Source organism: Formosa sp. L2A11, from assembly GCF_009796865.1.
Lineage (GTDB): Bacteria > Bacteroidota > Bacteroidia > Flavobacteriales > Flavobacteriaceae > Formosa.
Genome location: NZ_CP047028.1, coordinates 2,279,076 through 2,293,533 on the forward strand (window position 1 = coordinate 2,279,076; position 14,458 = coordinate 2,293,533).

The window sequence follows — 14,458 nt, forward strand, 5'->3', positions numbered from 1 at the left end:
ATGTCAGACGTTGCTGCTGTAGAACAATTTGTTAAGAAATTTGAAGCTCTAAAAACAGAGATCTCTAAGATTATAATTGGTCAAGATTTGGTCGTAGAGCAAATTTTAATTTCTGTGTTTTCAGGCGGTCACGCTTTATTAATAGGAGTTCCTGGTTTAGCAAAAACCTTAATGGTAAATGCTATTTCTCAAGCTTTAGGCTTAGATTTTAAACGTATACAGTTTACGCCAGATTTAATGCCTAGTGATATCTTAGGAAGTGAAATTTTAGACGAAAGCAGAAACTTTAAATTTATAAAGGGACCAATTTTTTCTAATATTATTTTAGCAGATGAAATAAACAGAACTCCTCCAAAAACGCAAGCAGCATTATTAGAAGCCATGCAGGAACGTTCTGTAACTGTTGCAGGACAACATTATAAATTAAGTTTACCGTACTTTGTTTTAGCAACGCAAAACCCCATAGAACAAGAAGGAACATATCCTTTGCCAGAAGCGCAATTAGACCGTTTTATGTTCGCTATCCATTTAGATTATCCAACATTTCAGGAAGAAGTTGCGGTTGTTAAAGCTACAACTACAGATCGTATTGTTACTATAAAACCATTATTTAATGCCGATGAAATAGTCGATTTTCAAAAATTGATTCGTCGTGTCCCTGTTGCAGATAATGTTATTGAATATGCGGTAACTATGGTTGGAAAAACAAGACCAAATTCAGAATCTGCTCCAGAGATTGTTAAAAATTATTTAGATTGGGGAGCAGGACCTAGAGCCTCTCAAAATTTAATTTTAGCAGCTAAAACTCACGCTGTTATACGTGGGAAATTCTCTCCAGATATTGAAGATGTCCAAGCTGTTGCTTTTGGGATATTAAGACACCGTATCATAAAAAACTACAAGGCAGAAGCCGAAGGTGTTTCCGAAGAAAAAATTATTAAAAGCTTGTTCTAAATTAGTGCGTACAGCATATTATTAATAAAAATTGTGTTGTGCTTTCTTATCTTAATAAGATATTATTTATTAAGGCTAGTTAAAATAGCTATTGTACTTTTTAAGTTTAAAGGTTTAACATAAAAATCAATAACATTAAAGTAGCTTTTAGCCTTTTCTTTATCAAAATCACATGTACTTGAGGTTAAAATAATAATTTTAGATTTATGTTTTCTAAAATTTAGCTGTTCTAAAAATTGCCAACCATCTATTTTTGGCATATTCAAATCTAAAAGAATAAGGTCTGGTTTATGTTCGCAAATACAGTCTAGTGCCTCTTTCGGGTTCGTGAAATCATATACGTTATTGCATAATCCAGAAACCTCAATAAGTTTTTTTGTAACAATGTTTGTTATGGGCTGATCATCCACTAAAAAAACATTGAAATTAGATGTTTTTAAATCCATTATTCTTCTTGTAAATAGAGTTTCTAATACTGTTTTTCACTTTTCTTAACAACTTTTTTAAGAACGTTATCTAAATCTATCGCCGAAGTTCTTATATGTTTTAGTATATGCTCATTTAGTTGGTCAGGATTGTAATGTTCAGAAATTTCGATTAAGCCTAAAATCCGACTTAAAGGTTCTCTTAAATTATGAGCGTTAATACTTGAGATTTCTAATAATTGCGTGTTTTTCAATTTTACTTCTTTTGTTTTATCTATTATAACATTTTGCTGCTGTCCCAAGATTTTTTCGATTTCTTTCTTTTTTTCTTCAATTAATTTAAGGGCACTTTTAAGGCTTTTGTTTTTTAGTGTTAGCTGTTTGCTTAAATATAATTGTTGATATTTAATACAGAAGCTATCTACTAGTAAGTGCATAATGTCAATATCCATTTTTGTAAAAACTTTAATGTCATCAGAAAGTATTGTTGCACTTATATTTAGAGTGTCTCGCTCAATAAACCAACCCCAAAAAACAGGATTGTTTAATAGCGTTGTGTCTATAAACTCATTAAATTTATCTGGGATAACAGAATGTCTTATTGGTATTTTATGTTCTAATAAATTAGTTTCAAAACTAGATAGTTTGTTCATTTCTAACTTCGAACCATTTTTTGCAAAAAAAGAAAAAGAATGCGCATTATTATCCAATACAATAGACATTCTAAAAACTCGAAAATCTATTAAGTATTTTAAATTTTTACTTATAACTAAAACAAGTTCTTCAATATTTCTAGCTTTATTTATGCGCCCAGATAATTTAGAAAATGCTTCGTAAGTAATTCTATATTTTGTTGATAATATATCCAAATTTCAATTTATTAAGAACACACTTCTATTAACTCACTGTCTATCTTAATTCCAGAAATATCGGCTATTGTATTCAACATATTAGCCAAATCTGCTTGAGCCATTAATTCTTGAATTTCAGCATAATCAAAACCAGCATCTTCTAATTCTTGAAAATCCGAATCTGTAATATCTGCATGGTGTAAGGCAGCCTTAGTGACTACTTTTACGGCTATTCTGTAGCTTTCCGGTATAATAGTAGCGTATATGTTTTCTGTAACTATAAAGTCTTTATTCGGAGAGATTTCTTCACTCAAGCTATCTACAAAAATACCGTGAGCTTTAGAGCAATAGTCGCAACCTCTTTCTTTAGATACATTGTATATAATTAGCTGTTTAAGTACTTTAGGAATATCTCCTTCCATAAGTGTAGACTTTAATTTTGCCCAATTTCCTGCTAATAAGGTTGGATTATCTCCTTGGCATTTAAACCAATTTAATACAAAAGGAAGTTGAAATTTTTTTTTGGTATCGTCGTATATTTTTTTAACACTAGGTATAGCTTCTTCGTAGGATACTATTCTGTATCTCTTGTTTCTTATGGGAGAGGACATAATTTAATATTTTGTTGGTTAAGGTAATTATACAGTAATTTTATGTAATTAACAAGTTTATAGTGTGTTAGTGAATAATATTTATTTATTTTAAGTTGAAAACTATTTCATTTCAATTATCTTATCCTTTTTTTAAGACATTTTGTTATTTAGAGTGGTTTTAAAAAGAGATATTCATAAATAATAGCAATTTTATCTTTATTTGTTAATATTTTATTAGTTTTTGTGTTAATTGCTGAATATAATTGTAGTTATGCTAAATTTTGATGATACTATAATAATTTAATATCATTAGGCATTGTATTACAAGCTTTCTTTTAACAACTTTGCGTTAAATTTTTTATGTTTGCAAAGTTTTCTAAAGACGTTGTCTATCATTTAATATTTATAGCGTTAAGGCATATACAGAATAAGGACAACAATGTATTGTTTTAGAGCTAAAAGTTGCTTTTAAGACTGTTATACAGTTTAATATAGTATATAATGGACTCTTTTAGCTAAAAAGATAAAGTGATAATTATGAATATGAAGAAATTATTATATCGATTTCGTTCTAATTTTACTTAACGGATTAAGAAACAAATGAAGAAATAACTTATTACATTTTATAGAAATAGGGGAATAAAATTTATATACTAATTATTGTTTTATAAACTTACACTAATTTAATATTGACAAAAAAAATATTATTTATGACTACTTATAAGGATTATATTAAGGAGATTGAAGAGCGTAAAGGGCAGGGGCTTCATCCAAAACCAATTGATGGTGCTGAATTGTTAAGCGAAATCATTGCACAAATTAAAGATTTAGATAATGAGTATAGAGAAGACTCTCTTAACTTTTTTATCTATAATGTTTTACCTGGAACAACTGCTGCTGCTGGTGTTAAAGCGAAGTTCTTAAAAGAAATTATCCTTGGTGATTCTGTAGTTAAAGAAATTACACCTGCTTTTGCTTTAGAACAATTATCTCACATGAAGGGAGGACCTTCTGTAGAAGTATTGTTAGATTTAGCTTTAGGTGAAGATGCTGCATTAGCAAAACAAGCTGCAGAGGTTTTAAAAACACAAGTATTCCTTTACGAAGCAGATACGGCTCGTTTAGAAAAAGCTTATACTGATGGAAGTGCTATTGCAAAAGAATTATTAGAAAGCTATGCTAAAGCAGAGTTTTTTACTAAGCTTCCAGAAATTGACGAAAAAATAGATGTAGTAACATTTATTGCAGGAGTTGGTGATATATCTACAGATTTATTATCTCCAGGAGGTGATGCACACTCACGTTCAGATAGAGAATTACACGGTCAGTGTTTATTTGAACACAATAAAGAACAACAAGCAGAATTAAAAGCTGTACAAGCACAACATCCTGATAAACGTGTGATGTTAATTGCTGAAAAAGGAACAATGGGAGTTGGATCTTCTAGAATGTCAGGTGTAAACAACGTGGCGTTATGGACAGGAATTAAATCTAGTCCATACGTACCCTTTATTAATATTGCTCCAGTAATTGCTGGAACTAACGGTATTTCTCCAATTTTCTTAACAACTGTTGGTGTAACTGGAGGTATTGGTTTAGACCTTAAAAACTGGGTACAACAAAAAGATGCTGAAGGAAACACAATTCGTGATAAAGAGGGAGACCCTATTTTAAAAGAAGAGTATTCTGTTGCAACTGGAACTGTACTTACTATTAATACAAAAGAGAAAAAATTATATAACGGAGATACAGAATTAAAAGACATTTCTGCAGCATTTACACCACAAAAAATGGAGTTCATGAAAGCAGGTGGTTCTTATGCTGTTGTTTTCGGTAAAAAATTACAAACATTTGCATCTAAAGTATTAGGTGTAGATGTTGTACCAGTATACGCACCATCAAAAGAAGTTACAATTGAAGGTCAAGGATTAACTGCTGTTGAAAAAATATTTAACAAAAATGCTGTTGGTACAACGCCAGGAGCAATATTACATGCAGGATCAGATGTTCGTGTAACAGTTAACATTGTAGGATCTCAAGATACTACAGGTTTAATGACTTCTCAAGAATTAGAGATGATGGCTGCTACAGTGATTTCTCCAATTGTAGACGGTGCTTACCAATCAGGTTGTCATACAGCTTCTGTTTGGGATAATAAATCTAAAGCAAACATACCAAGATTAATGAGCTTTATGAACGACTTTGGTTTAATTACTGGTCGTGATCCTAAAGGGAAATATTTCCCAATGACGGATGTGATTCATAAAGTACTTAACGATATTACTGTAGGAGATTGGGACATCATTATTGGTGGAGATTCTCACACACGTATGTCTAAAGGTGTGGCTTTCGGTGCAGATTCAGGAACAGTTGCCTTAGCATTGGCTACAGGTGAGGCTTCAATGCCAATTCCGCAGTCTGTAAAAGTAACCTTCAAAGGTGAAATGAAATCATATATGGATTTCCGTGATGTTGTACACGCTACACAACAACAAATGTTAAAGCAATTTGGTGGAGAAAATGTATTCCAAGGACGAATTATTGAAGTTCATATTGGAACATTAACTGCCGATCAAGCCTTTACATTTACTGACTGGACTGCAGAGATGAAAGCGAAAGCATCTATCTGTATTTCTGAAGATGAAACCTTAATCGAATCTTTAGAGATTGCAAAAGGTCGTATCCAAATCATGATTGATAAAGGAATGGACAATGCTGGTCAAGTGCTTAAAGGTTTAGTTGAAAAAGCTGAAACTAGAATTACAGAACTTAAAACTGGAATTAAACCAGCGTTAAGACCAGATACTAATGCGAAGTATGAAGCAGAAGTTGTCGTAGATTTAGATCAAATCGTTGAACCAATGATTGCAGATCCAGATGTAAATAACGACGATGTTTCTAAACGTTATACCCACGATGTAATTAGACCATTATCTTTCTACGGCGGAACGAAGCAAGTAGATTTAGGTTTTGTAGGATCTTGTATGGTACATAAAGGCGATATGAAAATATTAGCTCAAATGTTGAAAAACATTGAGAGACAAAAAGGTAAAGTTGAATTTAAAGCACCTTTAGTTGTTGCACCTCCAACTTACAACATTGTTGATGAGTTAAAAGCAGAAGGAGACTGGGAAGTTTTACAAAAATATTCAGGTTTCGAATTTGATGATAACGATCCAAAAGCAGTAGCTCGTACAGGATACGAAAATATGCTATATTTAGAGCGTCCAGGATGTAACCTTTGTATGGGTAACCAAGAAAAGGCAGAACCAGGAGATACGGTAATGGCAACATCTACACGTTTATTCCAAGGACGTGTTGTTAAGGATTCAGGAGAGAAAAAAGGGGAATCTTTATTATCTTCAACTCCAGTTGTAGTATTATCTACAATCTTAGGTAGAACACCTAATTTAGCAGAATATCAAGAAGCTGTAGAAGGAATTAACTTGACGAAGTTTAAGCCTTCAAGTAAATTATTATCTATCTAATTAGTAGATTTTAATCATAACAAAAAGCCCGAGTCTTAGACTCGGGCTTTTTGTTATGATTAATATATTAATAAAATTTTAACAAATATTTTGACAAATATTTTTTTTATAGATTTGCTCGAAATTTTCAAACATAAAATATGCTAACTAAAAAGAATACGTCTTTATTATTATTTATTTGTTTTATTTTATTTGTAGGATGTAAAGACAAACCTAGTGTGTCTTTAAGCAATATTCAAAAATTTAAAGATCATATTTTTGAAGTTTCATCTGGAGTAATATCAACAAAAGAGCACATTAAGATTGTGCTAATTAACCCGATGAAAGATGTGTCTCCAGAGGTAGAATTAGATAATAGTATTCTTAGTGTTTCCCCTAAAATTTCAGGAAAAGTAATGGCTCTTAATAATAGAACTATTACGTTTATACCTAATGAACGATTCGATTCAGATACGAGGTATACTTTTGAGTTAGATTTAGGAGCATTACAAGATGTTAGTAATGAATTTAAGACTTTTATTTTTGATGTTAAAACCATAAAACAAGACTTTCAAGTCACTACAAATAATCTGCAAAGTTATTCTAGAGATTGGCAGTATTTAAATGGGATTATAAAATCCAGTGATGAAATCTTAACAGCAACCGCAAGAAAACTAGTTACCGTAAAGCAAAAAGGTAAAATTTTACCTTTTAAAATTGAAAACGAGAATATTGATGGTAAATATTTTAAGTTTAAAATAGATAGCATTCAACGTTTTGAAACTGATTCTGAAATAGAAATAGAATGGGATGGTAGTGATTTTGATATTGAAACTCAAGGTGATTATAGTTATGAAATACCAGGAAAAAATAATTTTAAAGTCATTGGTATAAATGTATTTGATGAAGAGAGTAAATACATAGAAATTAACTTCTCAGACCCTGTTAATAGCAATCAAAATTTAGATGGTTTAATAACGATAGAAGACCAATACAATCTTTCTTTTTCTAAGAATAACAATATTGTTAAAGTATATGTTAATGATATTGAGGATACTAAAACTCTTACAATACACAGAAGCGTAAAAAGTAGTTATGGAAATGCATTAAAAAGTAATGTAACACAAGATATTACTTTTGAAGAGATAAAACCACAAGTCAGATTATTACAAAACGGAACCATACTTCCCAATTCAGAAAACTTAAAATTTAACTTTGAAGCTGTTAATCTAAAAGCAGTTGATGTTACTATTATTAAAATTTTTGAAGACAATGTATTACAGTTTTTACAAAATAATGAGTTGGGGGGGAGTGAGGAGCTTTTAAGAGTAGCAAGACCTATAGCTAAAAAAACAATTAATTTAAGCAGTTCTGGTGAGGATCTTTCTAACTGGAAGGCCTATTCTGTAGATTTAAAAGACATTATAAATCCAGACCCTGGAGCCATTTACAGAGTAGAACTTAGCTTTAAAAAAAGCTATTCAAATTATAAATGTGAAAATGAAGATGATGAACTTATAGAAGAAGAAATCACTAATTATGATCAAGAAGAAGCTGAATTTAGTAATTGGGATTCTTCATATTATTATGAAGATTATAGTTGGAGAGATTCAGATAATCCATGTGAAAATTCATACTATTTAAATAAAAAAGTGAGCTCAAATATATTAGCATCTAATATTGGAGTAATTGTAAAAGAAGGTAAAGAAAATACATATTTTGTTGCTGTTAGTGATATTGTAAATACAAATCCAATTGCAGATGCAGATGTGAAGTTTTATAATTACCAACAGCAATTAATTGGTCGCCAAAATACAGATAGTGAAGGGAAACTCACTTTTTCAGCTGGAGCTAAAGCCTATTTTGTAATCGTCACTAAAAATAAAATTAGTACGTATGTGCGGTTGAATGATGGTAAGGCTTTGTCTGTAAGTAAGTTTGATGTTTCTGGAGCCGAATTAAAACGTGGTTTAAAAGGGTTTATCTATGGCGAAAGAGGTGTTTGGAGACCTGGAGATACCATTCATCTATCATTTATGTTAAATGACAAAAACAATAAATTACCAGATAATCATCCTGTTAAATTAGAAGTTTATAATCCATATGGAAACTTGTATTCTTCTGAAATAAGTACTCAAGGCTTAAATAATTTTTATCGCTTTACAGTTCCAACAGATCCAGATGATTATACGGGGTCTTGGATGGCCAAAGTAAGTGTTGGAGGTGCTAATTTTACTAAAGTCTTAAAAATAGAAACTATAAAACCTAATAGGCTAAAAATTAAAACGTCTTTAGATGAAGATTTAATTACTGCTAACAAATTGGTAACAGGAAACCTTGAGGCTTTGTGGTTACATGGAGCCATTGCTAAAGATTTAAAAGCAGACATAACAGTTAGTTTTAACCCTATTAAAACAGAATTTAAAGCATTTCCTGGTTTTGAGTTTGACGATCCTACAAAAACATTTACCTCTCAAGAAAAAATCGTTTTCGATGGTAAGGTAAATCAAAGTGGTAAAGCGCAATTTACATTTAAACCAAATACAAAAAACAGTCCTTCGGGACTTCTAAGAGCCACATTTTTATCTAAGGTATACGAAGAAGGTGGCGATTTTAGTTCAGATGCTTTTGCAGTAAATTATGCATCGTATACATCTTATGTTGGTTTACTTACTCCAAAAGGAGATGCCTCAAGAAACATGTTGCTTACCGATACAAAACATAAATTTGAAGTTGCTACGGTTGATGCTTATGGAAAACCAAAAGCGGTTAAAAATTTAAAAGTAGCGATTTACAAAGTTAATAGTAATTGGTGGTGGAATGAAGATGAAGATAACTTATCATCTTTTGATACAAGTTCTAGCAAAAACGAAGAATTTACAACACACATTTCTACAGATGCTAGCGGAAAAGGAACATTTGAGTTTGAATTGAAATATCCTGAATGGGGAAGTTATTTGGTGTATGTTACAAATGAAGAGTCTGGACATTCAACAGCTGAAATGATATTTGTAGATTGGCCAGGTTGGGCTGGAAAAGCAAGAAAAGGAGATCCGTCTTCTGCAACAATGCTTTCTTTTTCTACCGATAAAGAAAAATATCAAGTAGGAGAAACAGCAACAGTTACATTTCCATCATCTGGTTCTGGAAGAGCATTGGTAACCTTAGAAAACGGAACCGGAGTGCTTAAAGGTTTTTGGGTTAAGGCAAGCAAAGGCGATACTAAATTTGAATTGCCAATAACTAAAGAGATGACCCCTAATGTGTTTATAAACATTAGTTTATTGCAAAATCATAATAATACAAAAAACGATTTACCAATTAGAATGTATGGTATTACGGGTATAGCTATAGAAAATCCAGAAACAAAGCTTCTGCCTGTAATTAGTATGCCTGATGTTTTAGAGCCAGAGGAAGAGGTTACCGCGAAAATTAGTGAAGAAAACGGAAAAGCGATGACGTATTCTATTGCTATTGTAGATGAAGGTTTATTAGATCTTACACGATTTAAAACACCCGATCCTTGGTCTACATTCTATAGAAAAGAAGCCCTGGGAGTAAAAACATGGGATGTGTACGATGAGATTATAGGCGCTTTTGGAGGAAACATTAATCAGGTATTTAGTATTGGTGGGGATGACATGCTTGCTGGTAGTAAAAATCAAAAAGCAAATAGGTTTAAGCCTGTCGTTATTTATAAAGGCCCTTTTCAATTAGATAAAAATGGTAGTAAGACACATCATATTAAAATACCTAAATACATTGGTTCTGTTAAAACAATGGTGGTTGCTCATAATCCAGAGACAGAAGCTTATGGAAGTGCTGGAAAAGCAACACCTGTTAGAAAACCGTTAATGGTTTTAGCATCTATGGCAAGAAAAGTAGTTCCTGGAGAAAAAGTTAGAATTCCAATCACTGTTTTTGCTTTAGAAAACAAAATTAAAACAGTAAAAGTATCTATCACATCCAATGATGTTTTTAAAGTTATTGGTGCATCTTCTAAAACAATTACATATTCTAGTCCAGACGAAAAAATGGCTTATTTTGATGTAGAAGTTCTTAAAGAAGGGGTTGGAAAAATAGATGTTAAAGTTAGTGGCCATGGAGAACAGGCTTCTTATAATTTAGAATTAAATGCTTTTAATCCGAATCCAGAAAGTATTGAAGCAACAGATATTGTATTACAACCTAACGCATCACAAACTTTAAATTTTAATACTTTTGGAGTTATTGATACGAATAAGGCACAGTTAGAATTGTCTAGTTTTCAATCTATAGATTTTACAGGGAGATTACAGTATTTAATTGCATATCCTCATGGTTGTGTAGAACAGACCACATCTGGTGCTTTTCCTCAATTATATTTGAATGATGTTTTTAAAATATCGGAAGGTAAAAAAGAAGAAACTCAAAAAAATATAGAATCTGCTATTGATAGATTATCAAAATTTCAGAAATCTAGCGGTGGTTTTTCATATTGGCAAAATCAGAATACTGTAAACGATTGGTCTACAAGTTACGTCGGACATTTTTTCTTAGAAGCAGAGAAAAAAGGTTTTGTACTTCCTATTGACTTTAAAACGAAGTGGATAAATTATCAAAAGAAAGCTTCAGAAGGTTGGAGTTCTAACGGTAATCAATTAGCACAAGCATATCGTTTGTATACGTTGGCATTGGCTAGAAATCCAGACAAATCATCCATGAATAGACTAAGAGAGCTTGCGCTTCAAGGTAACTTAAATGTTTTAGCGAAATTAAGACTTGCTGCAACTTATGCTATAACAGGTAAAAAAGAGGTTGCTAAAGAATTAATAGCTGATTATAGTTATTATGGTGATTTAGAAATAGCTGCTAAAAACGAAAATAATTATGGTTCTGAATTAAGAAACCTAGCAATGTTTTTAGAAACGTATATTTTGTTAGATGAAGAATTAAAAGCAAAAGAAATTGCAGATATTATTGCTTCATCATTAACAAGTGAAACCTATATGAGTACGCAAACTACTTCATATTGCCTTTTAGCTATGTCTAAATATGCTAAGTTTATTGGTAACGATGGGATTAGTATTAGCTATAAATTTAATGGTAAAAAACAAGAAATTATAAGTTCTGATAAAGCTATAGTTTTAGATAACTTTAATGTGAATTCAGGTAAGAATACAATTCAAATTAAGAACAATAAAGATAATATTGTTTATGTGCGTTTATTAAATAGTGGAATTCTACCAATAGGGAATGAAAAGGTTATTGAAAAAAATATTTCAGTGACTATGAGTTTTACAGATAGATCTGGTAAAATTATTGATGTCAATAAAATTCAGCAAGGGACTAATTTTGTTGCGAATATTACCTTAAAAAATAATAAGCAGTTAGCTGTAGATGATGTTGCTTTAGGTGCTTTATTCCCTTCAGGATGGGAAATTATAAATACAAGATTTAATGTTAATAATTCTAGAAATAGTAAGATTACATATGAAGATGTACGAGACGATAGAGTTAATTATTATTTTGATTTAAAGTCTAATGAAACTAAAAACTTTAAAGTCCTGCTAAATGCATCGTATCTAGGTAGCTATTATTTACCAGGTATGCAGGTTGAAGCCATGTATGATAATGGTTTCTTTGCACGTACAAAAGGACAATGGGTACAAGTAATAGAATAAATAAGCTTAAGATATATTTAAAAAAGCATAGGTTTAAAGCAATTTTTATAGTTGTTTTAAGCCTATGTTATATTTTTTGTCTTCCTGAAAAACTGTTTAATACGCCTAATTCAACTATAATAGAAAGTAAAGATGGTGAGTTATTGGGGGCATTAATAGCTAATGATGGACAATGGCGGTTTCCTGATTTAGATTCTATTCCTAATAAATTTAAGCATTGTATTGTTCAATTTGAAGATGAACATTTCTATCAGCATCCAGGTTTTAATCCGGTATCAATGTTTAATGCTTTAAAAGCAAATTTAAAAGCAAACAAAACAGTAAGAGGAGGAAGTACGATAACCCAACAAGTTATCAGACTTTCTAGACAAGGACAGAAAAGATCATACTTCGAGAAGCTTAAAGAGTTAATTTTGGCAACACGATTAGAATTAAAATTTTCAAAGGATAAAATTTTAAAAATGTATGTTTCACATGCGCCTTATGGTGGTAATGTGGTTGGTTTAGAAGCAGCTTCATGGAGATACTTTAATGTGGCTCCTACAAAATTATCATGGGGACAAAGTGCTATGCTTGCAGTATTACCAAATGCTCCAAGTTTATTATATCCAGGGAAAAATGCAGATTTACTTTTAAAAAAACGAAATCGGTTATTAAAGAAGTTGTTAGAATCTCATATTATCGATCAAACAACTTATAATTTATCTATAGAAGAAGAAATTCCAACAAAACCCAAAAACTTACCTCAAATAGCGCCTCACTTATTACAAAGAGTTGCGAAAAATAATATCGGAGAACGTGTAAAAACATCAATAGATCTTACTGTACAGGAATTAGCACTACAAATAGTAAATAAACATTATACGCTACAATCTCAAAATGGTGTATATAATATGGCTGCTCTTATTTTAGATGTAAAAACTAAAAAGGTGATAAGTTATATAGGAAATACAAATACTACCAAAGAACACCATAAAGATGTTGATATAATTACGGCGCCTAGAAGTACAGGAAGTATTTTAAAGCCGTTCTTGTATATGTCTATGTTAGATGCAGGAGAGCTGTTACCCGAAACAATATTGCCAGATGTTCCTACAACAATTGGTAATTATAAGCCTGAAAATTTTACGCTACAATATTTAGGCGCTGTTTCAGCAAAATCAGCTTTAGCAAAATCCCTTAATATTCCAGCCGTAAGAATGCTATATTCGTATGGTATAACGCGTTTTTACGATGATTTACAATCACTCTCAATATCAAATATTGATAAAGGAGCAGATCATTACGGACTGTCATTAATACTTGGAGGAGCAGAAGGTAATTTATGGGATATTTGTGGTGCATACAGTAATTTAGCATCAACTCTTGTTCATTTTAATTCAAATTCTAGTCAGTATTATGTAAACGAATTTCAACACCCCAATTATAACAAAGCATTTAATGCTGAATTAGGAGCCTTAACTTTTAATAAATCTCATCTCAATGCAGGTAGTATTTATTTTGGTTTCGAAGCCATGAAAGAGCTCAATAGACCTAGTATAGATAATTCTTGGCGTTATTATAATTCTGCACAAGAAATTGCATGGAAAACAGGGACAAGTTATGGAAATAGAGATGCTTGGAGTGTTGGAGTAACTAAAGATTATGTGGTAGGTGTTTGGGTAGGAAATGCAGATGGAGAAGGAAGACCTGGTGTAACGGGGACTAGTGCTGCTGCTCCAGTAATGTTTGATTTGTTTGACATACTACCAAAATCGGAGTGGTTTTCTACACCTTATGACGATTTAATTGATGCTAAAATATGTACTAAAAGCGGACAATTAGCTAGTGATATTTGTCCGAATACAATTCAAAAAATTCCTGCTAAAGGTTTAGAAACTTCATTATGTAAGTATCATAAATTAATTCATTTAGATCAAACAAAAACATATCAGGTAAATACGTCTTGTGAAAAACTTAGTAATATAAATACAGTCTCTCAATTTATTTTGCCGCCTTTAATGGCTTGGTATTATAAGAAAAATAATGTAGATTATAAAACGGTACCTCCTTTAAGAGATGGTTGTAAGGGTGAATCAACACCTATAATGGCTTTTTCAGAACCTGTAAATACCAATACCATTATAGTTCCTAAAGGAATTTCTGGAGAACGAAATAAGGTGATTTTTAAAATAGCCCATAATGATGCGAATGCTACTTTGTATTGGTATTTGGATGATACTTTTTTAAAATCGACTACTAATTTTAATGAAGTCGCTATTGATTTAAATTTAGGAGACCATATTATTACAGTTTTAGACCATTTAGGAAATAGTATTCAGAAAAAAATTGTTGTAAAATAATAATCTTCAATAATTACAATTTTTGACCTTCTACGGATGCAGAATTAATCACATAGAGAATCATATAAGTCATCTGTTTTGTTTTCAACTATTGTTAATGTGATCTAAGATGTATTTGCTTGGTAAATATATTTTAATTTTCATATAGCCCCTCTTTTAACTC

Annotated in this window: 7 protein-coding genes; 4 read left to right on the forward strand and 3 right to left on the reverse strand. The window is 31.3% G+C overall.

Translation table 11 applies throughout. The annotated features are described in order from the left end of the window. Positions 1 to 954, forward strand: coding sequence for a MoxR family ATPase (locus GQR95_RS09915; RefSeq protein ID WP_159023018.1), 954 nt, complete (start codon positions 1 to 3; stop codon positions 952 to 954). Between the two features lie 62 nt (positions 955 to 1,016). Here GQR95_RS09915 and GQR95_RS09920 read toward each other — a convergent pair whose 3' ends face one another. Genes GQR95_RS09920 through GQR95_RS09930 form a run of 3 tightly spaced genes read right to left on the reverse strand, consistent with a single transcriptional unit; the run spans position 1,017 to position 2,841 of the window. Beyond that, entirely contained in the window at positions 1,017 to 1,400 is a 384-nt protein-coding gene (locus tag GQR95_RS09920; RefSeq protein ID WP_159023019.1) for a response regulator, read from the reverse strand. A gap of 23 nt (positions 1,401 to 1,423) precedes the next feature. After that, entirely contained in the window at positions 1,424 to 2,248 is an 825-nt protein-coding gene (locus tag GQR95_RS09925) for a hypothetical protein (protein WP_159023020.1), read from the reverse strand. 11 nt (positions 2,249 to 2,259) lie between these two features. Further along, positions 2,260 to 2,841 (reverse strand): carboxymuconolactone decarboxylase family protein, encoded by a 582-nt coding sequence (locus GQR95_RS09930; RefSeq protein WP_159023021.1) that lies wholly within the window; start codon positions 2,839 to 2,841, stop codon positions 2,260 to 2,262. Positions 2,842 to 3,533: 692 nt separating this feature from the next. Between GQR95_RS09930 and GQR95_RS09935 the strand changes: the two genes are divergently transcribed. From GQR95_RS09935 to pbpC, 3 genes are all read left to right on the forward strand, one after another. Then, a complete protein-coding gene (locus GQR95_RS09935) occupies positions 3,534 to 6,311 on the forward strand; it encodes a bifunctional aconitate hydratase 2/2-methylisocitrate dehydratase (RefSeq protein ID WP_159023022.1) in 2,778 nt (925 codons plus the stop codon). A gap of 140 nt (positions 6,312 to 6,451) precedes the next feature. Continuing rightward, positions 6,452 to 11,953, forward strand: a complete 5,502-nt coding sequence (locus tag GQR95_RS09940; protein ID WP_159023023.1) for an alpha-2-macroglobulin — start codon at positions 6,452 to 6,454, stop codon at positions 11,951 to 11,953. Beyond that, on the forward strand, positions 11,932 to 14,295 hold the full coding sequence (gene pbpC, locus GQR95_RS09945; protein WP_159023024.1) for a penicillin-binding protein 1C: 2,364 nt from the start codon (positions 11,932 to 11,934) through the stop codon (positions 14,293 to 14,295). Before GQR95_RS09940 ends, pbpC begins: the two co-directional genes overlap by 22 nt. Positions 14,296 to 14,458: the final 163 nt, after the last annotated feature.

What these genes read in the sequence shown, in the direction of transcription:
- GQR95_RS09915 (WP_159023018.1), top strand. Translation starts at nt 1, where the DNA reads ATGTCAGACGTTGCTGCTGTAGAACAATTTGTTAAGAAATTTGAAGCT.
- GQR95_RS09920 (WP_159023019.1), bottom strand. Translation starts at nt 1,400, where the DNA reads ATGGATTTAAAAACATCTAATTTCAATGTTTTTTTAGTGGATGATCAG.
- GQR95_RS09930 (WP_159023021.1), bottom strand. Translation starts at nt 2,841, where the DNA reads ATGTCCTCTCCCATAAGAAACAAGAGATACAGAATAGTATCCTACGAA.
- GQR95_RS09935 (WP_159023022.1), top strand. Translation starts at nt 3,534, where the DNA reads ATGACTACTTATAAGGATTATATTAAGGAGATTGAAGAGCGTAAAGGG.
- GQR95_RS09940 (WP_159023023.1), top strand. Translation starts at nt 6,452, where the DNA reads ATGCTAACTAAAAAGAATACGTCTTTATTATTATTTATTTGTTTTATT.
- pbpC (WP_159023024.1), top strand. Translation starts at nt 11,932, where the DNA reads ATGGGTACAAGTAATAGAATAAATAAGCTTAAGATATATTTAAAAAAG.